The organism is Alicyclobacillus pomorum DSM 14955 (assembly GCF_000472905.1).
GTDB lineage: Bacteria > Bacillota > Bacilli > Alicyclobacillales > Alicyclobacillaceae > Alicyclobacillus_A > Alicyclobacillus_A pomorum.
On the sequence record NZ_AXAR01000006.1, the window covers coordinates 114,948 to 137,498 of the forward strand.

Genomic DNA, 22,551 nt, shown 5'->3' on the forward strand with positions numbered 1-22,551 from the left:
TGTGGTGTTTCAGGCAGTAATGAAACACATCATCTGAATGTGCTGAACCATTCCACATGGAAATTTGCAGAACGCAAGTAACATCTACCAGTGCTGAACCACTCTAGAGTGATTTTGCAAATCGCTCATACACAAAAATACCCAACACAGAACCAACTTGTCCATATTTTACGAAAATTCCAGTTGGACACCAGCCGTTTCGCATCGGTTCATGACTTCGTAGAATGAGCCATGCTGATTGAAGGGGGGTGGGTCTGTGTACGATGGTGGATGTTTTGGTGGATTTACGCGATGGGCCGTGGTGTTCCTAATTATCTTCGTTCTATTCATCCTGCTCGTTCCGTTTACCGGCGGATACGCAGGTGGCGGCGCGTATGGCGCAGGTGCTGGAGTGGGAGCGTACTGAGTCATGCACAAAGGGGCAGAAGCAACGTACTCGCTACTGTGAGAATCTTTTATGTGTCGCATGAAGGTTCCGGGTAAGCCGTTCGGCCGGTGCTCGAGCGAATGGTAGGCTCATACCAACCCATCACAAGAAACGTGGTTGTTGATCCAGGTTGTCCAAGCAGAGGATGCTGGTGATAAGTCAGTGATTTGAAGGGCATCGGCTACGGCCGGTGCTTTTTTATAACCCTGTGTCTACCAGTCGTTATCCCACGGCAGACCTCGCCCGTAACCGGATGCAGCTTCGAAAAAGTGTCGATTCTCTGGGAATTTTACGTGTTAAACGAACACAAATGGGAATATTTGCGGAGATTATGGAATAGTTTTCAGAGTAGATGGCAGGAAAAAGCGCCCTTGCTCCGAACAAGCAGGGAGGCGCGAGGCGATGGTACAGGTAGTGGTGATGCTACAAATCATTCTGGTCAGCCTGCAGATTATTGACCTTTCAATGCGCCTAATTCACAAACGAGGTATCGCTCATCTGTTGCGTAAAACCGGGCATGGCCTATGGATGAGGGTAACCCACCTTACTCGCATCCGTAGGTAATGAGGAGAGGGTTGCTTTCCTGTCATCCCTCAACAATATATGGCCCGAACCTTCGTAGCATGACTAACAAAATGCGGAAGCGTTGTACACTTTTGCAACAATACTCACTTCGGTGCATTTTCATTCCGAAGGATTGCAGAACCAACACCTCCGCGCTGCACCGCTTGCAGCCATTCCTCAAGATATGAAGCGAATGTACGACGGGGAAGACGTTAATTTTCCTGTAATTCGTCCAGCGCAGCATTCACTGCGGTACCGTCTTCATAGTGAACCCGTGCATACGATGTGGTCTCGAACACTGCGTCAATATGAACGGGCGTACCGCGATATGTCACATTGATGATTTTGGGGGAATCCATAATTTCTTTCGCACGTTGGATGTCCATTCAAATCTCTCCTAGTAGCGCAATTTGTCCGTATTATCCCCCGCTTCCATGACCGCAATGCGAATTCCGCAACGCAACAACCACGACAACGTCAACGCGTCCATTGACGGAGCCTCCGCTTTCCCAGACCCGCACCACGGCAATATTCCCGCTGCGCGGGTGTTTTCCGAACGTTCTTCAATACTATAAATATGAGGATGTGGATAAGATGTAAACAAGGGCATATTCGACGGGTTGACACAGGTGATAAAAATGTATGCACGGGTGATTAAAGCAGTCTTCGGTCCGGATTCCGCGTGGGAAGTGCAGCACATCGTGAACGTATTGGCCGCAAAATCTAAGCAGATGAACGGTTTTATCGACGTTGTATTGCTGGCGGACTACGAAAACGGAGAGTACGAGTCGATTTCGTGGTGGGAAACCAGAGACGATGCATTCTTGTCCTACAAAGCCATCGCAGATCAGCTCAAAGAGATGGTTGGCGACAACATTCAATGGGAACCCACGGTTCAAATCTTCGAAGTATATAGACCTAAATCGATTGACATGGTTTGACACTGTCAAGCCCCCTCCTCGTTGTCCATGGCGTCCCTGTTTGCGTATCCACACCCAAATGGCACGACCTGAATCCTGTCTTTCGCATGTTCCATGGATTGTTTTGTTACATTCTCCAGACCATTTGTCGTTGTTTTGCAACTTGCTCTGTTCCATGAATTTTTCGTAATGTTAGAATGGAGTTATGCAGTAGGAGTTTTTTCGGGTACGGGATGAAAATCGTCCCAGCACCACATGGGCAGGAGAAGCCATGCGCATGAACCTACGACGAGCCACATCGGCCGATGTTCCCGATATTGCAAACGTCAACGTGAACACATTTCAGGCGACCCAACGTGGCATTGTACCAGACTCGGTTCTGGAGAACCTGGACGTCGGGAAAGCGGCGGATCGATTTCAGCGTCTGTTGCGTCGTGACGACTTACGGACGTTCATCTACGTCGCAGAAGTGGCCGGCGCCGTGGTCGGTTACGCCATGGCCGGCATCGCGCGTGAACATGTCCCTGGGTACGTCGGCGAACTGTACGGAATCTACATCTTACCGCCATATCATCGGTCCGGCATCGGGAGACAGCTTGTGCAAGCGGTGGCGAATGAGCTGATGCATGCCGGTGTACCGTCCATGTATGTCCTGGTGTTCAAGGAGAACACGCGTGCACGGCGGTTCTACGAATCACTAGGTGGACAATTCCTTTTCGAGCGCACCATCACGCTTGGAGATGAAGACGTGCCCGAAGTCGGATACGGGTGGCGGACACTTATAGAGTTTGGAACGTATCAAGGTTGAGAACACGCGTTTGGAGGTCAATACACGTGAGGACTTTACCGCTTCATCGCCGTGATATTCCTGTGAGTACTTTGGTTTTAGGCTGTATGGGATTCGGAGGAAAAGACTGGTTTGATCAGGGTCCATTGACTGCAGAGCAAATCAAACAGGGACGAGAAGCCGTGGACGCAGCGTTGTCCATCGGTATCAACATGTTTGATCACGCCAATATCTACAAATCCGGCAAAGCCGAGCAAGTGTTTGGCGAGATTCTCAAAGAACAAAAAAGCCTGCGAGACAAGATTTTCATCCAATCGAAGTGCGGCATTCGTTTTGCGGACGACAAGGCCCCGTTTACCCGCTTTGATTTCTCTGAGGAAAACATTCTTCAGACGGTGGAAGGTTCACTTTCGCGACTCGGCATCGACTACATGGACTTTCTTCTGTTGCACCGTCCAGATCCGCTCGTGGATCCGGAAGAGGTGGCCTCAGCGTTCCGAAAGCTGAAGGATGCAGGAAAAGTCCGCTGGTTCGGCGTGAGCAATATGAGCGCGGCGCAGATGAAGCTTTTGCAGAAGTACCTCGATGTCCCCATTGTCGTGAACCAACTGGAGTTGAGCCTGTACCACCACAACTGGGTGGATGCGAGCATCAACCTGAATCAAGCACCGGCCGCAGACGATATCTTTCCGGAAGGTACCATTGAGTATTGCCGTATGGAGGACATACAGATTCAGTCTTGGGGTTCTTTAGCACAAGGGTTGTACACCGGGCGCGCGCTGGACAATGAGCCCGACACCGTGAAGGCGACGGCCAAAAAAGTTCAAGACTACGCCAACCAGAAGGGCACGACCCGAGAAGCCATCGTACTGGCCTGGTTACTCAAACACCCCGCAGGCATCCAACCTGTGATTGGTACCACGAATCCGGAACGAATTCGTGCGTGCGGAGAGGCCACGCGCATTGAACTCACTCGCGAGGAGTGGTACGACCTTTGGATTACCGCACGCGGCAAAGGGATGCCCTGAGTTTTAGGAGTTTGTAGGGAATCGAGAAAAACCACCCAACACGGGTGGTTTTACTTTACAGCACACGTCGACCATATATAAATTTGCCCGACCAGTACGGATCACTCAAGCTGATGACCTTCAGACCGTGGGTGGTCATGGCCGCGAATTGGTTGCCACCGAGGTAAATTCCGTCGAACGTCGCGGTGCCGCCGGTGTTGTCGAGGTTAAAGAAGACCAAGTCTCCTTGTTGGAGGTCGGTTGCACTGTTGATGATGGTCCCGGTTTGTGCTTGTTCCGCAATCGTCCTCGGAAGTTGCACACCCACCTTGGCATACACGGACTGCACAAATCCGGACGCATCCAACGAGGCTGTCGCAGGCGATTGTAGCATCTGTTGGACCGCGGAATACACCTGGCTTTGCTGCTGGTTTTGCTGCAAGGAGTTCACGGGCTTGGAGGACACGACCTGGATGACCACGTTTGAACCTGATGCCGGTTTTGCGGCAGGCTGCCGCAGATGCTGCCACACATAGAATGCGGCCACCCCAATCAAGACCACGGTCGCCCCCAGAAGTCCACTGACAATCATTTTGAACCGGGTTTTCACTGTTTGCCCTCACTTCCCCATGGTTGATACCGATATTGGAATACATCACAAAGAAGCGCGCATCCCACTCTGATTCACCACACAACAACATACATAGCTATTCGGGTTGTAATCTGATTTCTTGGGTGTGATTCCCCACCCGCATTGTCTCACATTTATATAGCACTCCTCCACCTTGATTTGGTATTTTCATGATGAACACTTCATTTGTATTATCGTGTGCGACTCCGGTAAGCGCACCGGCGTTCTGCTCACAGCGCAAGCGTACACAGTGGTGCAACCAAAGGAGGATGTCCGGATGGCATATGAAGGCAGCCGCACGGGACGGCCGTTCACGTCCGACTTGTCGGGTCAAGAATTCTGGTTATTGCGAGATCAAGGGTACATCCCCGTCGGGTTTGTGCTCGGCAACTCCGTGTATTCCATGGGTGTGACCGGCGGCATCAAGTCCTGGGCCCGCGGTCTCATCAAAGGTGAAATCAAAGAGTTGACCCAGCTCATGTACGACGCACGGAGCCTCGCGTTGCGCCGCATGGAAGAAGAAGCGGCGAGACTCGGAGCAGACGGCGTCGTAGGCGTGGACATTGTTGTCAATCACCACGGAGACCTGATGGAAGTGACGGCGACCGGTACTGCCATCAAGCGCGATCCGAACTGGACACCACAACCTTCACGCCTCCAAGTCGTGATGGATGCGGCCAGCGAGACGAGCGGTAAAACACAGTTAGACGTGTGATATTGCGCTGACCGCGTTGGTCGTCCCATTTGCACAGGGCTGGTGTGAAACTGCCACCAAACCGGCATGCTGACTTGTAGGTGGTGCGACGGTGCATCCGCAGTCTTGCATACTGCAATGATACGCCGGACGTGCTATCGTATATGTAGCGATACACAAGGGAGTGACGTTCGTGGTCAGCATACAGTCGCACGCCGAGTTTCAGGAGGCGACAACCCAAGACAGCCTGGCAGTAGTGAAATTTTACACCACGTGGTGCCCGGACTGCAGGAAGCTCAACACGTTTATTGACGACATCATCGCCAAACACTCCGATTTGCGGTGGTACGAAATCAACGGCGAAGACTTCCCTGACCTATCGGAAAAGTACGAGGTGATGGGGGTCCCAAGCCTGCTCGTCTTCAAGAACGGAGAAAAGGTTGCACATTTGCACAGTAAGTACACCAAAACCCCAGAACAAATTGAAGAGTTCCTGCAACAACTGTAAAACAACGGACCTCCCGAGCGAACGAGCTCGACGAGGTCCGTTGACGCATTTTCGGAGGTCAACGTCTCGAAGACTGTACTGCCGTATGAAGCTGAGCCCCAGTGGTTCTGTTGCGAAAAATCACGTACGTCAGTGCAGCGAGCAGCAAGGGGGCTGCAGCCCACTCCGCCATCTGCACGTCGCTGAATACCCACCCGCTGAACATCCCCTCTGCGGCCGACAGAACAAACAGTACCATAGACACTTTCCATCTCACCAACGTGAAAATGCCAGAGATCAGGCACAGCAGCGCGAAGACAAAACCTGCTCCGCCGTCCCCCTCCAGCTGCGGAATCTGATTCACTGCCCCATAGCTCGCCAGCATCAAAGCTTGCCACCCACAGACGCAGACAACGAGCAAACTCAACATCAACACCACAAATTTCATACCTGTCACCTCAGATCTGTGTTCTACGTCCGAACCGCATCCATCGTGGATGGATGGCAAAACATCATCTATCACTGAGTCTATGAATCCAGATATGAAAAAAGTACCTCTCCTCTGACTTTCCACGTCAGATACAAGAGGTACTAGAGTCGTGGCACGAGGCTTTACGCTTGGATGAAATGCCTTTTCCAGAATCGAATCCCATCCACGTAGAAGAACCAAACCAGTGACAAGACGGCCGCCAGCGCGATGCCGGTCAGGGGAGCGTTGAACATTGGGCCCACGACAAACGCCAGTGCCTGTGCCTCAATCGAAGTAAACAACACAACGATGCCAAAGTGGTGGAACAGCCACTTTTGCCGCGGGCTGAGCAACATTCCCGACTCACCGGTGACTTCCAGGTCTGTCCGCGCAGGGCCGAAGTCCCACTTGACCGTACTGTCTGTCTTCACCAGAACCCGGGAGAAGAGGTATAACAGTGCAGCGGCCCATCCCCACCAGTTTCCGGCGCCCAACGCGTCCTGGCCAAGCAGCAATGCCAGGAGTAAAATCGGCTTTTTCACTTCATCAAACGTGTGGTCCAGCCAGTGCCCAAACTTTGTAGCCATCTTTTTCTTGCGGGCCATGTAGCCATCCACACAATCTAAAATGTACGAAACATGGAAGATCAGTGCGCCGATAACGAGGGAGACCCAATCGCCCAAGTAGAAAAAGACAGCCGAAACGCACGCCACCAGCAACGACATCACAGAAACCATGTTCGGCGTCAGCCGGGTCTTACAGAGGAATTCAGAGATGGGCACAGACAGAGGCAACGTAACATAGGTATCCCATGGCTTGGGGAACCGGATATATGGATTATTGGCACAACGGAACAAATATGTGTCTGTAAACTTCACGCGACACCCACCTTTCAAACACCCCTGTTCATGCCGAATGGCGTATGGAAGCTTTTCGAATTCTTGTGGACATCCCGATGGCAAACAAAAGGATAGGGACCAGGTACAACCACAACGCCTGACGGGACCCCGAGTCCGTACCGGAAAGCAGTCCATGCAGGGTCACCAACGCGAACGTCGGAAAGGAAAGAAAGTGAATAGACTTCCAGAACTTCACGCCAATCTTGTCTCGAATCCACGACGTGAAAACCAGCACAAGAATGCCATACAATGCAAGGACACCACAACCAGTCGGCAGAGGACGATACGTAGCAGCAAACGGCACAAGCAACTTGGTCCACGGAAACGGGATGGTCGCATCTTCGTGCAACCCAAATAGATGCAGGGCGATAAACGCCAGCAACAAAATGGATACAAATTGGTGCAGCTGGGCCATCAGGTACCGCAACTTCCATCTATCCCAGATTCCGCTCCGACTTGTCACACCGAGGATGGCCGTGAGCGACAGCAGTTCATAGGACGTGAATCCGGCAGCCCGCTCGAGGTACCAGAAGACTTTGTTCTGCGCAGCCCCCGTCGGGTACATCAGGTGTACCAAACCATAAGATCCGGCAATCACCAGCAAGACAAACACGCCACCGAACACAAGCGGCGCGACCTGGCGTTCATTCACGAGTTCCAAGCGTGCATCACCTCCCCCGTGTTCTTGACCACGACCCATCCACGTTGCGCACGGCTTGACAACCACGCAATGCCCTCGACGCTGCCAAGGAGCAGGCAGGTCTTCGCCATCACCTCTGCTGCAACGAGACTCGGGTGAACGACGGTGCAGGATACAATGTCGGATGAAGACGGTTGGCCAGTGCGTGGATCGATGAGGTGATGCACCGTTTTGCCGTGATGCGTCCAGCGCCGCTTGTACGTTCCACTGGTCGCGAGCGACAACGAATCCAGGGTCAGGGTCAGCGCGTGCTGCGTACGCGAGAAGGGGTCTTCAATCCCGACCAGCCACGGGCGCTCACCGTTTCTTCCCTCACACACCGCGTCGCCGCCCGCGTTGACCACGAAGTCCTCAAACCCGCTGTCTCGCAGAACCCCGGCGCATTGCTCGACAATCCACCCTTTTCCGATGCCGCCCACATCCAGTTGAAAACCCGGATCCACTCGGCAGTGTCGCCCATCTGGAGAGAGTTCGTACGGGCATCGCGCCGAGATGACGGGGTGAACGTGAACCACCGGGGCTTCATTCGGTTCACGGCGCCTGTCAAACGAGACGTCATATCCCATGTGCTCGAGCACCGCGCCGAGACAAGGATGGAACAAGCCGTCTGTCCATAGGAATGCCTCTCTGGCCAGGCGCAGCACCTCAAACGTCGCAGGATGGATCTCAACCCACTGGCCTCTGCCTCGGTTGATTCGACAGATGTCACTCGTCGGATGAAATCGGGACAACCGTTGCTCCATGTCATGGACCATGCCGACAACCTTGTCCAGCACCTGCTCAACCATCGATTCCGAGTGGCACGCCCGTGCATGAATGGCAATCTGTACGTCCGTCCCCATCGCGCGAAAGGACCTCATCTTCATGCGGATTACGATGCTCCCGATCTAAAGTCTGGCGTCTGACCTGGGGCAATCCCGGCGCTTCCGGTTCCCGGATTGCCACCTCCGTCGAAAGACCAGGCACCTTGCCCTCCATCTGAAGCCCCCGCACCATCACCGGATCCATCTGAGCCCGCGGAACTGGAGGGGCCTGAACTTCCGTATCCACTCGGGCCGCCGAAGCCATCCGCACCGCTGCTTCCATATCGATGATGATGGCGCCCATCCACAAACTGCCCCGTTGCTCCTCCCCCGCTGGACTGTTGTGGTGCAGAGGAGGATGTGCTGGAAGAACTCGAGGACGAGGTGCTCACTCCGTGCCAAATGGCGAAAAACCCCGCGATGGAAGTCACGACCGTTCCCCAGGACAGCACAGACAGCCAGCGGGCGCGGTTCGCCCGTCGCCGATGTTGTTCTCGTTTCTTCTCTTCATCCTGCATCGACCCTTCCCCCTTTCAGCGTGGGCATTCACCAACGCGACATCGCCGTCTCACGAAAGACGTTTCCAATCACGTGAGCAAGCCGAGGCAAACGCGCACCCGGGCACGTACTCCGCTCTTCAATCATTCTATCCACTCTATGTGGAGACACATTGGAAGGAATGTGGAGAGATTGTGGAAGCGATGTCGTCAGAGCGGCCGACATGGCGGCATCCATTCGGTGCAAAAAAATGAGGGCGCACAACAACTGTGCGCCCATCCAAATGTATTCAGAATGAGTTCACGCGTGCATTACGTCGTAGACTTTTTCTTTGTGGATCCGAAGCCGGCCCATCCGTGGTCAGCGGCGTCAGACATACTCCACAAGTTCAGCAACACCGTAATGAGACCCAGAATGACGCTGCTCCACTTTTCGCCGGAGTTCAAGGAAAGAGCAAACGGTTGGATGACGAACCACACACCCATGATGAGAGAAACCCAGTTCTGCCAAGACTTCCATCCGGTATGGTTCTTTTCCGTGGCCGCCCACGCGGACGCAATCAACTGAACGAGACCGAAGATGACACTCGTCCAAACCGCTGCCGTTTTATCGGAGAATCCGAGTGCCCACGGCGCAACGATGAACCACAAACCGATGACTGCATTGACCCAGTTTTTCCACATCATCATGCTGCTCCTCCTTTCCAAAGCATACATTCTTGGAATCCGGATTCCACTTTCAAAGTAGTCCCGAAGGCGTATCCGCGTCAAAGCAGATGTTGACCTTTTTTGACGAATAGCGAGCAAAAAGTGTCCGTGTAAATCAATTAGCCCGCTCTTTCAACCGCTCTCTTTATTTTACATAATCTTTTAGATGTGATGGATTGACTCCCTGCACCATGCTCTACGAACCGGCAGCGAGACGCGTGACCCGATGGATTTGAACACAAATCACCCCCGAGCTGCCCTATACAGTCGGGGGTGATTCAACGGCACTGCATCCATCACTTGTTCGACCAGTGTTTCTCAATAAACGCTTCACGTCCGGACGCTTTGCTGTACGCCTGGTAGCGTTGAGGATTCTTCTTGTAGAAGTCCTGGTGGTACTCCTCGGCCGGGTAAAACGGCCCTGCCGGCAGAATCGGGGTGACAATCGGCTTGTCAAAACGCCCGCTCGCCTCCAACGCACGTTTGGAGGCTTCCGCTAATTCCCGCTGGCGTTCGTTGTGGTAGAAGATGGCTGTCTGGTACGAGGGGCCCCGGTCGTAGAACTGGCCGCCTTCATCCGTCGGATCAATCTGCTGCCAGTACACCTCGAGCAACTTCTCGTACGGGAACACCTCAGGGTCAAACTCAATCTGAACCGCTTCCCGGTGTCCGGTGGTACCGGAACAAACCTCTTCATACGTCGGATTCTCTTTATGCCCGCCCGTGTACCCGGACGTCACTTTGATGACACCGGGCCACTGGTCAAACGGCTTCACCATGCACCAAAAGCAACCACCGGCGAACGTCGCCAGTTCGTGGCGGCTGTGATTCGTCTGTTCTGCCATGACGATTCCTCCTTGCCCTGAATCACGGGAGTCAACAGATACCTGAAAAACCACCGATCCCGTTCGGTCGGTACCAACTCCATTCAGCGAAACAGGCTCACCGTTCGGATTTCGTATACAAGCGGTGCAGTCCCACAGCCAGTTCGTCGAGCTCCTTTCCAACCAGGATGCTCTCTACGTAACGCGCTGGAAGGGCCTCAAATCCGCAGTCCAGTCCGGCCAAACCTCCAGCAATGGCGCCGATGGTGTCGGCGTCACCCCCGAGGTTGGCGGCAAACTGCACGGCTTGTTCAAAATCCGGCGTCGTGCTGAGAATGTGTACAACCCATTGGAACGTATGCACCACAAACCCGTCCGGCACCACATTTGGCTCTACGTACAGCGCCGATTCGTACCGGGTTCCCTGGACTTCTGCGGCGAGTGCACTTGGCAAGGGTTGCCCTCTCAGCATGCGACTTGCAATTCGATTGTACACCCGACAGGCCTCGTCCGCGAGCGAATCCCAATGCGTCATCTTCGACTGCAGTACCGTCACTTCTTCCATCCGCGACACATCGGCGTAGGCGAGCGCCACTGGCAGGCACCTCATCAAGGATCCGTTCCCTGCCGTCAGTCCGTTCAATTCCTCATGCGCACGTTCGGCCGCTGCGAACCAGTCGCCTTGATACAAGCGGAAGACGTGAGCAATGATGTTCCCGATGTCCTTCGGACGCGTGGCCGCCCAGGCGAGAAACTCCTGCCCAATCTGCGGTATAGGATGATCCGGGTCTTTCAGAATCCCCCTCGCGACCGCCATGGTCATGGCGGTGTCGTCCGTGGTCTCACCCGGCTCGAGGTTCCAGTACCCGCCGCCTATGATGTCCGTGACACGACCGTACTTCTGCTGAATCTCCGACGCCGTCATAAATTCGGTCGTGCCCCCAAGCGCATCCCCTATCGCCACTCCGTACAGCGCGCCCCTGAATTTGTCAATCACACCCATCCCCCCTTGTCATGGACGCTCGTCCTTGACGTCGTGCACGCCGGATTCTTTGACGGATTCAGCGGATCCCACCGGTTCGACGGCTGCTTTCCACACAGGAAGCCGTTCCCGTTCACGTGCTGCTGGATCCGTTCGTATTCATCTTCTTTATTGTCATTTGCCCATGGTTTTGGTGTTGGTAAAGATTGTGGCAGGCGGGGAAGTCATCTGGTTGTGGATGGCGGTTGTCATACGACAGCAAGAATGCTCCACCATTCCGGACCTGCACCCCAAAGCTCCGATCGGGGCTTTGGGGGCGTATTTTTGCATTTATCCCATCGCCCATGGCCCGAGCGCCTTAGGGGCCGCCACATACGGCTGATAACAATCCTGCCTGGCGCGCCCCAACTTGTCCACGCGCCATTCCTGGCGAACCAACGACTGCTCGTGAAACGTGTGCATGTGAGCCACTTGCACGGCCTCCTGCACGTTTCGTGCCACCACGACGAGCTCAGGATACAAGGTTGGCTTCTCTCCACAATACGCTACGCGATATCGATAGAACGGCGGTCGGACGTATCTTTGGATACCCAGTATGGATTCTACGCGATGTTCAAATCGGTTCAGTCGACCCGCGACGTCCTCTGACAAGCCATGTCCGTAGTTATGATGAATCTCGTGCGTCGCGCCATCGAGCAACTCTACTGAAATGATACAGGACGAAAAATCCGTAGCCGAGCCGTCTGGCTGTGGATCATAGCGAAAACCACGAAAATCAAACCATTCAATCAGTTCTTCGAGTTGACGAACCTTCTGAGCAGAGATGCGCCACTGGCGTTCCCCAATCTCTGTGACAAAGTCCCGCCCGCAATACTTCACTTCCCCTGAATGTTGCACCTCTACTTCGTACACCGGGCAGTGCCCGCCACAGGGTGTACGAGCCAGCCGAAGTCGCTTGAACATGCGTTGCCTCCCCCGTTGTCCATATTCATTTCAGCATCTGTTTCCCCAGAACTTCCGTCTATGCCCGCTTGTTGTCCATGCGTACCCAAGATTGGTCTCCACCGATGCTCTACCCAATCATTTGTTTGTGACTGAAGAGTTCGTCAAAGTAGGCTTCATTCCCCTCCTTCTTTCCGTTACAGCCTAGACAATGCAGGGTGTGCCGCAATATGATACACAATCTCAAAAGTGGAAGAGAGGCATTCCCATGTACAAGAGAATTTACCACGATGGGAAGTTGTGTTACGGGAGACACGCTTTATTGCACCTGGTCCACTGCAATGAAAACATCCTAAGCATAGAAAAGGTGAAAACCTTTATCTCTGCGTTGGTGCAGGACATTGATATGACAGCGTTTGGAGAATGCCAGTGTTTCCGCTTCGGTGAAGGAGACGAAATTGGGTTATCGGCTGTTCAGCTCATTTACACAAGCAGTATCACCTTGCACACAAACGACTTGCATCGAGAGGGGTATCTGGATGTCTTCAGTTGCAAGGATTTTTCAGTGGATCAAGTCGTGGAAAGCGTTTCATCGTTTTTTTCACCGGAACGCATTGAACACCAAACCACCATTCGAGAGTGATGAAAGGTTTTACCCCGTCACCATCGGAATTCACCCCAACGAACCGACCAAAGACAAATTTTCGATGAAATATCAGCCAACGTTTGGCGAGGGCGTCGTGGCAACAACGTTTTTTGGCAAAGGAGAACTCATTTGCCGGTTTGATGGTGCTTTGCTGACCCATCAAACGTTGTACACGTTGCAAAAAAGACCCGGGGTTTATATCGAAGATCCGTTTTTTATGGGTAAGATACTTCATTCTTGCCATCCGAATACAACGGTCGACATGGACAGTCAGACGTTTTGGGCGACAAAAGACATTCAACCCAGCGATTTCATTACCATGGACTATGAATCTACGGAAGACCAGCTATTCCGAAGTTTTCACTGCCAATGCGGGTCCTATCAGTGCCGGGGACACATTGTGGGGAAACTCGTAAATTCAAAGCTTCACGCAAAATAATTAGCATTCCCTACCAAACGTACAAAAGAGACTGTTACGCATGGTAGCAGTCTCTGTAAAAAGCGCAATCACTTGGTTTTGCCTAAATTCCAAGCGGACTGAGCCATCTTGCGGCGTACGTAAGCGAGTTGATCGCGAAGCGGAATACCAACCGGACAATTGTCGTCACAAGCCATCAACCCGACGCATCCAAAAACCCCGTCGTCCGTCCCAACGAGTTCAAGGTACTCCCGGTCCGTCCGTTGATCCCGTGGATCCAACATGAACCGAGCCACACGGTTTACCCCTGCCGCGCCGATAAAATTGGGCTTGATGTTCGCCGTAGCGCACCCACCAATGCAGCAGCCACACTCGATGCACCGCTCCGCTTCGTAGATCTTCTGTGCGACGTCGTTATCCATCCGTTCTTCTTCGGCATCTGGGTCAAACACTGTATCGGTATGAATCCATGACTCGGTACGGAGTGAAACGTCCCGAAACCACACGCCCGTGTCGACGGACAAATCACCAATCAGTTTAAAGACGGGCAGCGGCAGCAGCGTGGTGGTCTCTGGTAGGTCTTTGGTCAGCGTTTTGCACGCGAGTGTCGGTTTTCCGTTCACCAACATTCCGCACGATCCACAAATGGCAGCACGGCAAACGAAGTCAAACCGCAGGGTGGGATCCTGCTCCTCGCGCAGCTTGTTGAGAACGACGAACAAGGTCATCCCCGGCTCTTCGGTGAGTTGAAAGTCTTGCAGGTACGGTTTCGTTTCTGGTTCAGCCGGGTTATATCGCATAATTCGAATGGTCAATGTCCGCGCATGCATCATATTCTCCCCCCAATCATCGCGGTTTGTCTGTGGCAGAAGCACGGCTCGATTCTCCATACCCCCTGTCTCCGGGTGGAGATTCGGTGATTTTCACAGGTTCGTACTGCAAGACGGGCGAATCTGCCCCGGGTGGCCAATATGCGAGGGTCCGCTTGAGCCAGTTCTCGTCATCGCGCTTTGGAAAGTCCTCCCGGAAGTGGCTCCCGCGGCTTTCCTCACGGGCCAAGGCACCGAGGGCAATGCAGTACGCGAGCCGTATCATCCCAGGTAGGCGGAGGGCTGCGCCCAACTCCGGATCGCCCCCCTGGCCTCCACCGCGAAGTCCAATGTGTAGCGAGCGTTCATACAAGTCATGCAGTGCGCTGACCGCCTCTTGCAGAGGCCCCTCCGACCGGAAAATCCCGACATTGCGGCTCAAGATGCCCTCCATCTCACGCCGCAGCTGGTACACGTTTTCTGTTCCATCTTGGCAGCTTTGGAGCCGCTTCACACGATCCACCTGTTGATGCAAGTGCTCCTCCATCAGCGAGAACTTTACATCGGGCGATACTTCCTTGGTGTACCTGGCAATCTGATGACCGACGATTTTCCCTGCCACCACCGTCTCGGCCAGCGAGTTGCCGCCCAAGCGGTTGAATCCATGCAGGTCCCAACAGGCGGCTTCGCCCAGTGCAAACAAGTTTCGGAGTCCATAGGCTTGACCGTCAATATTGGTCCGGACGCCACCCATACTGTAGTGTTGGGTGGGCCGCACCGGGATCAGGTCGGTGACCGGGTCAATCCCGCGGAAGTTCTTACATATGTTCGCAATTTCGCGCAGATTGGTGTTGATGTGCTTGGCACCCAAGTGGCGGATGTCCAGCCAGACATGCTCACCATATGGGCTCTCCACTCCATATCCATCCCGAATGTGCTGCATGATGCGGCGTGAAACCACATCCCGCGAGGCGAGCTCCTTTTTCACCGGTTCATAGTCGGGCATGAATCGATGTAGGTTTTTATCTAATAAATAACCCCCGTCTCCGCGGGCCCCCTCCGTAATCAGAATCCAGGAGGGGACAATGCCGGTCGGGTGAAACTGGACCGCCTCCATGTTGCCCAGTGGTACCACTCCGGTGTCCAGCGCGAGCGCCATGCCACTGCCTTCGTTAATGATGGCGTTCGTAGAAGCCCCATATAACCGCCCGTACCCTCCGGTCGCAATCACCGTCGTCTTTGCCGTGTAGACCCGCAGGTCGCCGGATCGCAAGCAACGAACGACCGCGCCATAACACTGCTCATCGTCATGGATGAGACTGAGCGCTTCCACCCGGTCGTGAACCGTGATGCCGAGTTTCAGCACCATGCTGTCCATCGTGTACAAGAGCGTGTGTCCAGTTCCGTCCGCCGTATAGCACGTCCGCCACTTCGCCGTTCCACCAAAGTTGCGGGCTGCGATGAGCCCCACCTTTTCGGGATCTTCGTAGATTTCTTTTCCGTCGTAGATCTTCTTGTCCATCGTGACCCGCGTCCACGGGACGCCCCAGTGGGCCATTTCACGCACCGCGGTTGGCGCGGTATTCACAAATAGGCGGGCGACGTCTTGATCGCACCCCCAGTCAGAGCCCTTGACGGTATCCATAAAATGAACGTCCGGGCTATCCCCTTTTCCCATGGCCGTGTTCCCCAAGCTCGCTTGCATTCCCCCTTGTGCCGCGGAACTGTGAGACCTGCGTGGAGGAACGAGACTGAGAATGATGACGTTCAGTCCCTGCGTCGCCGCCTCTACAGCGGCCCGCTCACCCGCGAGACCAGCGCCAATGACCAGTACATCCGTGACATAGGAATCGTAGTGGCTCATGCATTTGCCCCCAATACATAGAAGATCCACAATGTCACTGCGCCGATGACCACGGTCAACAGGCTGACGACAGTGAGAACCCGTTTTAGGCTGTGTCTGTCCACCCATCCCCACTTCACGAAGACGCGATACAGCCCGACGCTCGCGTGGTATTCGGAGAGCAACAACAGTACAGCGTAGAACACCAAAAACCCGCCGTGGACGCGGGAAGAACTGAGATTTGCGTCGATTCCGCCGTAGGTCACCACCGCCATGTGCACAATCGCCAAAGCCAGCAACGCTGTACCCGTGATGGCCTGAAACAGCCAGGACCAAGTATCACTGTGGTGAATCAGCTTGGCGTGCCTCCACAAGATTTTTTGCTCTTGCCATTGCCTCGGTACACGGCGGATGACCGCGCCGATGTGCGCGCCGATGACGAGAATCAGAAATACAACGGTGGCCGGTAGCAGTCCAAACACATCCATGAAGTGGGCGAGGGTATTAAACGCGTTCACCCCAAGCCAAATTGCGGCCACGAACAGCATATGAGTCCATAAAAAAACAACCAGCAAGAGCCCACTCACCATCTGGATTCCTTCGACAATGACGTCCATCCGTGGATTGTGGGCCATGGCCTTTTGAAGTTGCATGCTTCGTCCCTCCCCTCGTACTGGACCACGGCCACATACCCGTCCTCTGACCTATGTGCGCTAGAGTCCAGCCCTCACCTCACTTTGTGTCGGGTTCACTCTGGTTTGAATGTCTTGCTGATGATTCCCTGTCGACAATCGCTCCACACATCGAGCACACCCACACCGGAACTTTCAGGTCGTAGTCGTCATCCGAAAAATTTGTGGTGTCGCTATGAAACTCGACCACAAGGGGGGCTCCACAACAACTTGAGATTCCCATGCAGATCTCCTCCACATCGTGAGGTCTCAGATTGACCCAAAGCGACGACTTTGCACTTGATGTCAGCGGGAGCAGGGATACATGCCAGGTTCTCGGATGCACGAGCTTAGTTGATACGTATGCAGGGGCGGTGCATCGGTATGACAATGTGGCGAGCTTCATGCGGCAATTGTTGTCAGGGGAGAGGATGGACACCGGTTGGCTCTCTGAGGTGGACAAACGCAACACCGCGGTCATCGCATACTCTGGCCGTGCGATGACCGCGGTGCTTGACCCGACAACTCATGCTGTCAGGGTGATCTGGTTTCACTTGTTGTTCTTTCTTACATGCATGTGTAGTTATCCCCTGATACTTGGGCATTCGGTTGGTCACCAAACACAATATCAGGCGTTCTTTGTTGGCTCAGCCTTGAGATGAATGGATTGCAGCAACGCTTCTTCACAAGTGTCTAGTGTGAAGCAGGTTCCAAATAACCTTCCCAAAGATCCAAATACACTGCATCCTTCTGCTTGACTCCCCACAACGCTTCGGCCTCAAAACGTACGCGATAGAGATGTTGGGGGGTTTTCTCCTCTTCCATGCGCGTGGTCATCAGGGAAAACATGGGCCCCATAGTGCGTATCGACGACACCATACTTGTCACGGGCGTAACGAGGTAATCTTGTATGACCGGATGAGTTCAGGTTTCTTGTCCGCACTCGCTCTCCCACCTGGAACCGCGGCGGAGAGGACGTTTCGCGGAGAGTAGACGCGCCAACTTTGGCAACGTACTGCAGTTGATCCGCTAATGCCGGATTCTCCCGACGGGGTATTTCTGTGTTTGTCTCTTCGAGAAATGCTTGTGTTCGAGCTTCGAGTTCTTCGGGGTCCAATATTCCCTTTTCAACTAAGTTTGTTGCGATGGTCGCAATCCAGTGACCGTAATATGATGACGTCAGATAATCCACTGGACGCATTCGTTCAATGCCATTGTCTGAACTCATCCAGGTTGAGCAGTCCTTGTCCCGCTGTTCCAAACAAAAGTCCGAAAGCAATTTTTTCCCAATCATGAGTGAAGTAAGGATGGTCTTTTTCGTTTACATACATTACCTTCCCAAACCCATCCATACCTCCAACATCGTGGATACCGTTCAATGGCGCACCTCCTATCGGTTCTGGTAAGAAGGAATTGGGGCAGCGTAGATTTGATTCTGGAATGCGTCTGCTGCGCGCAAAATCGTGGACTCTGCACCCCTTCTGCCAACGAGCATCATCCCAATCGGAAGTCCTTCAGACATCCCGCAGGGCACAGTCATCGCGGGGTGGCCTGTGACATCAAAGGGAGCTGTGTTTTGCAGCATCCCAAGCGCTCTCGAGAAATATTCCTGAAGTGACGCATCGGACTCTGGGATTGGGGTGGCTTTAAATGGAAGCGTCGGCATGACCAAAAGGTCTACATCCTGTAGTGCTCGGTCATACGCGGCCGTTAACAGTCTGGCGACGTTCTGTGCTTTGGCATAGTAATGACCATGGTATGCTTCGTGCAAGTAGACACCCACCAGCAGCGTCATCTTGACGGTTTCCGACAAGTCATTGGCCCTTGCCCGCCATCCACGTCCATAAAAGTCAAGCAGATTTGTCGCGTAGTGACCTTTCCAATTGGTGCCCATGGCGTTTCCAATCAGCATTTGAGAAGCTGTACCTTCCAGGCCGATACCATTCCAAATATGGACTCCCTCTCTGTGCAGAGGAATCGACACGGATTTTACTTCACAACCCAGACGTTCAAAAGAATGTGCGGCCTGTAATACAGCCTCATCCACATCTTGTTCGGATATGCCGTCCCAGGAAAAACCCTCCCGAACGAGGCCAATTCGAAGCCCACGAAGGTCTCCGGTCAAGGACTCCGTGTACTTTTCAGGTTTTAGGGTGCCGTGTTGGCGCGGATCGAGACCGTCTTCCCCGGCAATCACTTCAAGTAGGAGCGCGACGTCGGAGACCTTTCGCGCCATCGGCCCGACGTGATCCAAAGTGATTTCAATTGGAAACACACCGGTGTATGGAACGAGACCGTGCGTTGGCTTCAGCCCGTAAATCCCACACCAGGAACTCGGCATGCGAATAGAGCCACCTTGGTCTCCACCAATCGCCATATCGGCCTCTCCATTCGCGACGAGCGCAGCACAGCCACTGGATGAACCTCCGGTAGACCGAGTGGTATCGTATGGATTCCGCACGGGACCGGTGTCACTGGTGTGGCTTCCCCCGGAGAAACACAGGCTTTCGCAAACCGCTTTGCCCAATATGGTTCCTCCGGCATCCAGCACTCGAGTGACGACCGTTGCGTCGATATTCGGCACATATCCTTCCAGGACGTTTGTTCCATTCATCATGGGGACGCCAGCGAGCGCAATGTTGTCCTTCAAAACAATCGTCTTCCCCGATAAAGGACCTTCATGAGAACCACGCACTTCTGATTTCCAATACCAAGCCCCGAGCTGGTTTTCATCTGCGGTTGGTCGATATCCTGAAGTACGTGGATACTTGACAGGCAACGTTGGTTCCGGTAGTTGATCTAGTCTCTGAAAAGATTCCATGACCTGGTTCGCGATTAATTCGTGGTAGAATGACAGCTGATCTTCGGAAAGAGATAAACCGAAACGAGACGCGATGTCTGAAATTTGGGCTTTCGTTGGAGATTTTGCCATACTCACCCTCCTAAACTACGTAGCATTTTGTACTTGCTATGGATATGCGTACCGAAATTGGTCCATGCCTGTTTGGTACCAGTTTCTTAGGCTGCTCCGGCTGACGTTGGTGCAATTTTTTGGGGGACTTGCAGAAGCTGAGTGGGAACTACTGTTGGTGTAATGGGCGATGTAGACCGTGACTTCCCAGCACTTGATAGGCGTGACAGCGCGTGATACAATCCGCCATATAATATGCCCGCAATTCAACGTAAATATTAAGAGCAGTCGCAGAGAGTGCCCCCTGAAATGAATGGCATGACGAACCGCAATTAGTACTAATCCATTAGAGGAGTAAGAGACACTCAATTCCGCCTGCAATAGACTGAATATTCATTTTATTTTAATTAAAAACCTATATAATCTACTCGATACCTTCGTTACCCCAAACGCTCTCCTCTTGTATCACAAACGCGAATCGCCTTGTAATTTCAAACGGGAACAAATGTCATTGGAGGGGAATAATGATGTCAATGGCTGATGCCAGTCTAGACCAGCGGGCGCGCCAGGCAATTATGGGCGCATTTCTTGGATTCTTTGTAGACATGTTCGACGTGTGGTTACCGGTTATCGTTCTTGGCCCTGCCATTAGTTATTTTGTTCCTAGTACTGCTGGATCTTCGACACTATCTGTCGTCAACAGTGTTGTGTTCGTTGTAACACTGGTCGCACGACCTATTGGAGCACTATTGTTCGGACATGTTGCCGACAGATTCGGAAGAAAACGTACGGCCATAATATCCGTGACAGGATTCGGCGTAGCTACTCTACTGATGGCCTGCCTCCCTGGGTACCAAACGTGGGGGTTTGCTTCATTAACCATTTTAATTATTTTACGGTTCGTTGACGGATTCTTTCTTGCTGGAGAATATACATCTGCAAATCCGCTTGCAATGGAGTACTGTCCAAAAGAGAAACGTGGGTACTATGGTGCATTGATTATGTCGGGCTTCCCTGTCTCTTACATCGTCATTAATTTTCTTACTTTTCTGATGTTGAAAATAGCTCCTTTGCATGTGTCAGGCTCTCCCTACCTTCATTGGGGATGGAGAATCCCGTTCTTTGTCGGTGCCTTAATTTCATTTTTGTTTGTTCTATATTACCGAAAATACGTACCGGAGTCTGAACTTTGGAAACAAGCAGCAACAAAAGATAGCCCTTTAAAAACTCTGTTCTCCCGAGATCATTTACAAGGCTTTTTACAAGTGTGGCTACTGATGAATGGTTTCTGGCTGACCTCAGACATGATTAGTGCGGTGATGCCCGGGTTGCTGAACAAAAGTCTGCATCTCCCGGAAACGAAAGTAACGATAACCATCCTTGTCAGCGAGGTTGTGCTTTTTGTTGCCTACCTGGCGGCAGGATTAATTAGCCAGCGAATTGGACGACGAGCCTACCTCATATGGGCCAGTATTATCGCTACCGTGGTCGGTGGATCGTTAAACTATTTTCTACTTCATCACGCGTGGCAGGGTGTCTGGGGAATTATGCTCCTGACGGTCCTTATCGAAGCGATTGTCGGAAACATCTGGGGACTGGCGACGACGTACATTAACGAACGTTTCCACACAAGCGTTCGCGCAAGCGGATTTGGTCTTGGGTATAGCTTGGCGGTCATTCTACCTTCATTCTACGCATTCTATCAGATTTGGTTAAGCAACATCGTTCCTTCAATGTACACAGAGCTGGTACTTTTGGTGATTGGTTGTGTCTTGGTTGTAATCGGAGCTGCATTCGGACCGGAAACAAAGGATGTTGACTTTGCAGCGGAGTGACTGCCTACAAGACTAGATTGTCTCACGATTAGACGAGAAAACAGGAGGGAACGGAATCATGCAATCTGTCGAGGAACTTGAGCAAGTACTAACGACGCCTTCAAATGACTTAATTGCAGACATGTCACATCTGTCCGGTGATTTATTGATACTGGGTGCGGGAGGTAAGATGGGGTCTACTCTTGCAATACTCGCTCGGAACGCACTTTGTGCAACGGGTAGGAAGGCCAAAGTGATTGCAGTCTCACGATTTTCCGACTCATCCGTGCGAGAAAAGCTGGAAGCTGTGGGAGTGGACGTACTATCTGTTGATTTGCTCGACGAGCGGCAATTGGAGCAAGTCACACATACCGAGAACATCGTTTACATGGTGGGATACAAATTCGGATCAACTGGTAATGAGCATCTGATGTGGGCAATCAATGCATATTTGCCCGGACGGGTAGCTGAAAGGTTCAAGAACTCTCGCATCGTGTCATTCTCAACGGGGAACGTGTATCACTTGCAGCCCCTGATGTCGAGCGGTGCCACCGAGTCGGCTGTCCCTGAGCCTTATGGAGAATACGCTCAGTCTTGCTTAGGCCGCGAGCGGATCTTTGACTACTTTTCACGAAAATATCAGACGCCGGTTCTGCACTTTCGTCTTAATTACGCAGTGGATTTACGATATGGCGTCCTGGTGGATGTGGCTCAACGCGTATATGAAGAAGAGCCCATTGACCTCAGAATGGGGCACGCGAATGTAATCTGGCAAGGGGATGCCAATGAACGTGCTTTACGCTCCCTTTTGCACTGCAGTTCACCACCCAAAGTATTAAACATCACAGGTCCAGAAACGGTTTCGATACGGTGGGTTGCCAGTGAATTTGGAAAGAGGTTTGGTAAAGATCCTATTTTCGTTCACGAGGAGTCACATACTGCACTCTTAAGTAATGCCAGTTATTCAAACCAGCTGTTCGGGTATCCCAAGGTCTCTTTGGGACAGATGATGGATTGGGTTGCAGAGTGGATCCAGCGTGGTCTACCCCTATTAGGGAAACCCACGCACTTCCAAGAAAGAGGAGGCAGGTTCTAACC

General features: G+C 52.8%; 28 protein-coding genes. 10 read left to right on the plus strand and 18 right to left on the minus strand.

Translation table 11 applies throughout. The annotated features are described in order from the left end of the window. The first annotated feature begins 256 nt into the window (after nucleotides 1-256). Complete coding sequence (locus YWK_RS22125) at nucleotides 257-406, plus strand: hypothetical protein (protein ID WP_169727153.1); 150 nt, start codon at nucleotides 257-259, stop codon at nucleotides 404-406. A gap of 797 nt (nucleotides 407-1,203) precedes the next feature. Here YWK_RS22125 and YWK_RS21435 read toward each other — a convergent pair. Then, nucleotides 1,204-1,377 (minus strand): H-type small acid-soluble spore protein, encoded by a 174-nt coding sequence (locus YWK_RS21435; protein WP_084453566.1) that lies wholly within the window; start codon nucleotides 1,375-1,377, stop codon nucleotides 1,204-1,206. A gap of 243 nt (nucleotides 1,378-1,620) precedes the next feature. Here YWK_RS21435 and YWK_RS0108055 point away from each other — a divergent pair, with 243 nt between their 5' ends. The 3 genes from YWK_RS0108055 to YWK_RS0108065 all read left to right on the plus strand — a co-directional run bounded on the left by YWK_RS0108055 (nucleotide 1,621) and on the right by YWK_RS0108065 (nucleotide 3,726). Then, a complete protein-coding gene (locus YWK_RS0108055; RefSeq protein ID WP_156909077.1) occupies nucleotides 1,621-1,932 on the plus strand; it encodes a hypothetical protein in 312 nt (103 codons plus the stop codon). Between the two features lie 256 nt (nucleotides 1,933-2,188). Beyond that, complete coding sequence (locus tag YWK_RS0108060) at nucleotides 2,189-2,719, plus strand: GNAT family N-acetyltransferase (protein WP_026964399.1); 531 nt, start codon at nucleotides 2,189-2,191, stop codon at nucleotides 2,717-2,719. A 26-nt stretch (nucleotides 2,720-2,745) separates the two neighbouring features. Further along, nucleotides 2,746-3,726: an aldo/keto reductase gene (locus YWK_RS0108065; protein ID WP_026964400.1), complete on the plus strand. Its 981-nt coding sequence runs from the start codon at nucleotides 2,746-2,748 to the stop codon at nucleotides 3,724-3,726. Nucleotides 3,727-3,781: 55 nt separating this feature from the next. Here the strand turns inward: YWK_RS0108065 and YWK_RS20915 are convergent, their stop codons facing one another. Then, on the minus strand, nucleotides 3,782-4,315 hold the full coding sequence (locus YWK_RS20915; protein ID WP_051375357.1) for a C40 family peptidase: 534 nt from the start codon (nucleotides 4,313-4,315) through the stop codon (nucleotides 3,782-3,784). A 298-nt stretch (nucleotides 4,316-4,613) separates the two neighbouring features. On the opposite strand from YWK_RS20915, the gene YWK_RS0108075 reads away from it, so the two are divergent. After that, nucleotides 4,614-5,051: a heavy metal-binding domain-containing protein gene (locus tag YWK_RS0108075; RefSeq protein WP_026964401.1), complete on the plus strand. Its 438-nt coding sequence runs from the start codon at nucleotides 4,614-4,616 to the stop codon at nucleotides 5,049-5,051. Between the two features lie 172 nt (nucleotides 5,052-5,223). Further along, nucleotides 5,224-5,538 (plus strand): thioredoxin family protein, encoded by a 315-nt coding sequence (locus tag YWK_RS0108080; protein ID WP_026964402.1) that lies wholly within the window; start codon nucleotides 5,224-5,226, stop codon nucleotides 5,536-5,538. A gap of 58 nt (nucleotides 5,539-5,596) precedes the next feature. On the opposite strand, the gene YWK_RS0108085 is transcribed toward YWK_RS0108080, so the two are convergent. From YWK_RS0108085 to YWK_RS18925, 9 genes are all read right to left on the minus strand, one after another. Beyond that, nucleotides 5,597-5,965 carry a hypothetical protein gene (locus YWK_RS0108085; RefSeq protein WP_156909078.1) on the minus strand — a complete coding sequence of 123 codons (369 nt, stop codon included), beginning with the start codon at nucleotides 5,963-5,965 and terminating at the stop codon, nucleotides 5,597-5,599. Nucleotides 5,966-6,129: 164 nt separating this feature from the next. Then, complete coding sequence (locus tag YWK_RS20920) at nucleotides 6,130-6,864, minus strand: CDP-alcohol phosphatidyltransferase family protein (protein ID WP_026964404.1); 735 nt, start codon at nucleotides 6,862-6,864, stop codon at nucleotides 6,130-6,132. A 28-nt stretch (nucleotides 6,865-6,892) separates the two neighbouring features. Further along, a complete protein-coding gene (locus YWK_RS18910) occupies nucleotides 6,893-7,546 on the minus strand; it encodes a ferric reductase-like transmembrane domain-containing protein (protein ID WP_051375358.1) in 654 nt (217 codons plus the stop codon). Next, nucleotides 7,534-8,451, minus strand: a complete 918-nt coding sequence (locus tag YWK_RS18915) for an FAD:protein FMN transferase (RefSeq protein ID WP_084453570.1) — start codon at nucleotides 8,449-8,451, stop codon at nucleotides 7,534-7,536. Before YWK_RS18915 ends, YWK_RS18910 begins: the two co-directional genes overlap by 13 nt. A gap of 5 nt (nucleotides 8,452-8,456) precedes the next feature. Then, on the minus strand, nucleotides 8,457-8,906 hold the full coding sequence (locus YWK_RS0108105; RefSeq protein ID WP_026964405.1) for a hypothetical protein: 450 nt from the start codon (nucleotides 8,904-8,906) through the stop codon (nucleotides 8,457-8,459). 291 nt (nucleotides 8,907-9,197) lie between these two features. Then, nucleotides 9,198-9,575 (minus strand): SPW repeat domain-containing protein, encoded by a 378-nt coding sequence (locus YWK_RS18920; protein ID WP_051375360.1) that lies wholly within the window; start codon nucleotides 9,573-9,575, stop codon nucleotides 9,198-9,200. Nucleotides 9,576-9,889: 314 nt separating this feature from the next. Then, a complete protein-coding gene (gene msrA, locus YWK_RS0108115; RefSeq protein WP_026964406.1) occupies nucleotides 9,890-10,438 on the minus strand; it encodes a peptide-methionine (S)-S-oxide reductase MsrA in 549 nt (182 codons plus the stop codon). Nucleotides 10,439-10,535: 97 nt separating this feature from the next. Further along, on the minus strand, nucleotides 10,536-11,420 hold the full coding sequence (locus YWK_RS0108120) for an ADP-ribosylglycohydrolase family protein (RefSeq protein ID WP_026964407.1): 885 nt from the start codon (nucleotides 11,418-11,420) through the stop codon (nucleotides 10,536-10,538). A 309-nt stretch (nucleotides 11,421-11,729) separates the two neighbouring features. Continuing rightward, complete coding sequence (locus YWK_RS18925) at nucleotides 11,730-12,362, minus strand: DUF6438 domain-containing protein (protein WP_051375361.1); 633 nt, start codon at nucleotides 12,360-12,362, stop codon at nucleotides 11,730-11,732. Between the two features lie 247 nt (nucleotides 12,363-12,609). Between YWK_RS18925 and YWK_RS0108130 the strand changes: the two genes are divergently transcribed. Together YWK_RS0108130 and YWK_RS18930 are read left to right on the plus strand one after the other, a co-directional pair. Beyond that, nucleotides 12,610-12,984, plus strand: coding sequence for an S-adenosylmethionine decarboxylase (locus YWK_RS0108130; RefSeq protein WP_026964408.1), 375 nt, complete (start codon nucleotides 12,610-12,612; stop codon nucleotides 12,982-12,984). Between the two features lie 64 nt (nucleotides 12,985-13,048). Then, nucleotides 13,049-13,426: an SET domain-containing protein-lysine N-methyltransferase gene (locus YWK_RS18930; RefSeq protein ID WP_156909080.1), complete on the plus strand. Its 378-nt coding sequence runs from the start codon at nucleotides 13,049-13,051 to the stop codon at nucleotides 13,424-13,426. Between the two features lie 68 nt (nucleotides 13,427-13,494). On the opposite strand, the gene YWK_RS0108140 is transcribed toward YWK_RS18930, so the two are convergent. From YWK_RS0108140 to YWK_RS0108170, 7 genes are all read right to left on the minus strand, one after another. After that, nucleotides 13,495-14,235 (minus strand): fumarate reductase iron-sulfur subunit, encoded by a 741-nt coding sequence (locus tag YWK_RS0108140; RefSeq protein WP_026964409.1) that lies wholly within the window; start codon nucleotides 14,233-14,235, stop codon nucleotides 13,495-13,497. 16 nt (nucleotides 14,236-14,251) lie between these two features. Continuing rightward, entirely contained in the window at nucleotides 14,252-16,078 is a 1,827-nt protein-coding gene (locus YWK_RS0108145; protein WP_026964410.1) for a fumarate reductase flavoprotein subunit, read from the minus strand. Beyond that, nucleotides 16,075-16,710, minus strand: coding sequence for a succinate dehydrogenase/fumarate reductase transmembrane subunit (locus tag YWK_RS0108150; protein WP_026964411.1), 636 nt, complete (start codon nucleotides 16,708-16,710; stop codon nucleotides 16,075-16,077). Before YWK_RS0108150 ends, YWK_RS0108145 begins: the two co-directional genes overlap by 4 nt. Nucleotides 16,711-17,421: 711 nt before the next feature. Further along, entirely contained in the window at nucleotides 17,422-17,586 is a 165-nt protein-coding gene (locus YWK_RS22440) for an SH3-like domain-containing protein (protein ID WP_342664237.1), read from the minus strand. Continuing rightward, nucleotides 17,507-17,956, minus strand: coding sequence for an SH3-like domain-containing protein (locus YWK_RS22445; RefSeq protein ID WP_342664238.1), 450 nt, complete (start codon nucleotides 17,954-17,956; stop codon nucleotides 17,507-17,509). Before YWK_RS22445 ends, YWK_RS22440 begins: the two co-directional genes overlap by 80 nt. Next, nucleotides 17,934-18,107: an SH3-like domain-containing protein gene (locus YWK_RS22450; protein ID WP_245578557.1), complete on the minus strand. Its 174-nt coding sequence runs from the start codon at nucleotides 18,105-18,107 to the stop codon at nucleotides 17,934-17,936. Before YWK_RS22450 ends, YWK_RS22445 begins: the two co-directional genes overlap by 23 nt. Nucleotides 18,108-18,118: 11 nt before the next feature. Beyond that, entirely contained in the window at nucleotides 18,119-19,660 is a 1,542-nt protein-coding gene (locus YWK_RS0108170; RefSeq protein ID WP_026964413.1) for an amidase, read from the minus strand. 506 nt (nucleotides 19,661-20,166) lie between these two features. Between YWK_RS0108170 and YWK_RS0108175 the strand changes: the two genes are divergently transcribed. Then, nucleotides 20,167-21,474 (plus strand): MFS transporter, encoded by a 1,308-nt coding sequence (locus YWK_RS0108175; protein WP_026964414.1) that lies wholly within the window; start codon nucleotides 20,167-20,169, stop codon nucleotides 21,472-21,474. Between the two features lie 58 nt (nucleotides 21,475-21,532). Then, a complete protein-coding gene (locus YWK_RS0108180; RefSeq protein ID WP_026964415.1) occupies nucleotides 21,533-22,549 on the plus strand; it encodes an NAD-dependent epimerase/dehydratase family protein in 1,017 nt (338 codons plus the stop codon). The last annotated feature ends 2 nt before the right edge of the window (nucleotides 22,550-22,551 follow it).

Excerpts from the sequence above, each read along its gene's own strand:
- YWK_RS0108085 (WP_156909078.1), bottom strand. The coding sequence starts at position 5,965 with ATGAAATTTGTGGTGTTGATGTTGAGTTTGCTCGTTGTCTGCGTCTGT.
- YWK_RS18925 (WP_051375361.1), bottom strand. The coding sequence starts at position 12,362 with ATGTTCAAGCGACTTCGGCTGGCTCGTACACCCTGTGGCGGGCACTGC.
- YWK_RS0108075 (WP_026964401.1), top strand. The coding sequence starts at position 4,614 with ATGGCATATGAAGGCAGCCGCACGGGACGGCCGTTCACGTCCGACTTG.
- YWK_RS18920 (WP_051375360.1), bottom strand. The coding sequence starts at position 9,575 with ATGATGATGTGGAAAAACTGGGTCAATGCAGTCATCGGTTTGTGGTTC.
- YWK_RS0108060 (WP_026964399.1), top strand. The coding sequence starts at position 2,189 with ATGAACCTACGACGAGCCACATCGGCCGATGTTCCCGATATTGCAAAC.
- YWK_RS0108140 (WP_026964409.1), bottom strand. The coding sequence starts at position 14,235 with ATGCATGCGCGGACATTGACCATTCGAATTATGCGATATAACCCGGCT.
- YWK_RS0108120 (WP_026964407.1), bottom strand. The coding sequence starts at position 11,420 with ATGGGTGTGATTGACAAATTCAGGGGCGCGCTGTACGGAGTGGCGATA.
- msrA (WP_026964406.1), bottom strand. The coding sequence starts at position 10,438 with ATGGCAGAACAGACGAATCACAGCCGCCACGAACTGGCGACGTTCGCC.
- YWK_RS18915 (WP_084453570.1), bottom strand. The coding sequence starts at position 8,451 with ATGAAGATGAGGTCCTTTCGCGCGATGGGGACGGACGTACAGATTGCC.
- YWK_RS0108150 (WP_026964411.1), bottom strand. The coding sequence starts at position 16,710 with ATGCAACTTCAAAAGGCCATGGCCCACAATCCACGGATGGACGTCATT.
- YWK_RS0108170 (WP_026964413.1), bottom strand. The coding sequence starts at position 19,660 with ATGGCAAAATCTCCAACGAAAGCCCAAATTTCAGACATCGCGTCTCGT.
- YWK_RS22440 (WP_342664237.1), bottom strand. The coding sequence starts at position 17,586 with ATGGGGCCCATGTTTTCCCTGATGACCACGCGCATGGAAGAGGAGAAA.
- YWK_RS22445 (WP_342664238.1), bottom strand. The coding sequence starts at position 17,956 with ATGAGTTCAGACAATGGCATTGAACGAATGCGTCCAGTGGATTATCTG.
- YWK_RS0108180 (WP_026964415.1), top strand. The coding sequence starts at position 21,533 with ATGCAATCTGTCGAGGAACTTGAGCAAGTACTAACGACGCCTTCAAAT.
- YWK_RS0108175 (WP_026964414.1), top strand. The coding sequence starts at position 20,167 with ATGTCAATGGCTGATGCCAGTCTAGACCAGCGGGCGCGCCAGGCAATT.
- YWK_RS0108105 (WP_026964405.1), bottom strand. The coding sequence starts at position 8,906 with ATGCAGGATGAAGAGAAGAAACGAGAACAACATCGGCGACGGGCGAAC.
- YWK_RS0108130 (WP_026964408.1), top strand. The coding sequence starts at position 12,610 with ATGTACAAGAGAATTTACCACGATGGGAAGTTGTGTTACGGGAGACAC.
- YWK_RS0108145 (WP_026964410.1), bottom strand. The coding sequence starts at position 16,078 with ATGAGCCACTACGATTCCTATGTCACGGATGTACTGGTCATTGGCGCT.
- YWK_RS18930 (WP_156909080.1), top strand. The coding sequence starts at position 13,049 with ATGAAATATCAGCCAACGTTTGGCGAGGGCGTCGTGGCAACAACGTTT.
- YWK_RS21435 (WP_084453566.1), bottom strand. The coding sequence starts at position 1,377 with ATGGACATCCAACGTGCGAAAGAAATTATGGATTCCCCCAAAATCATC.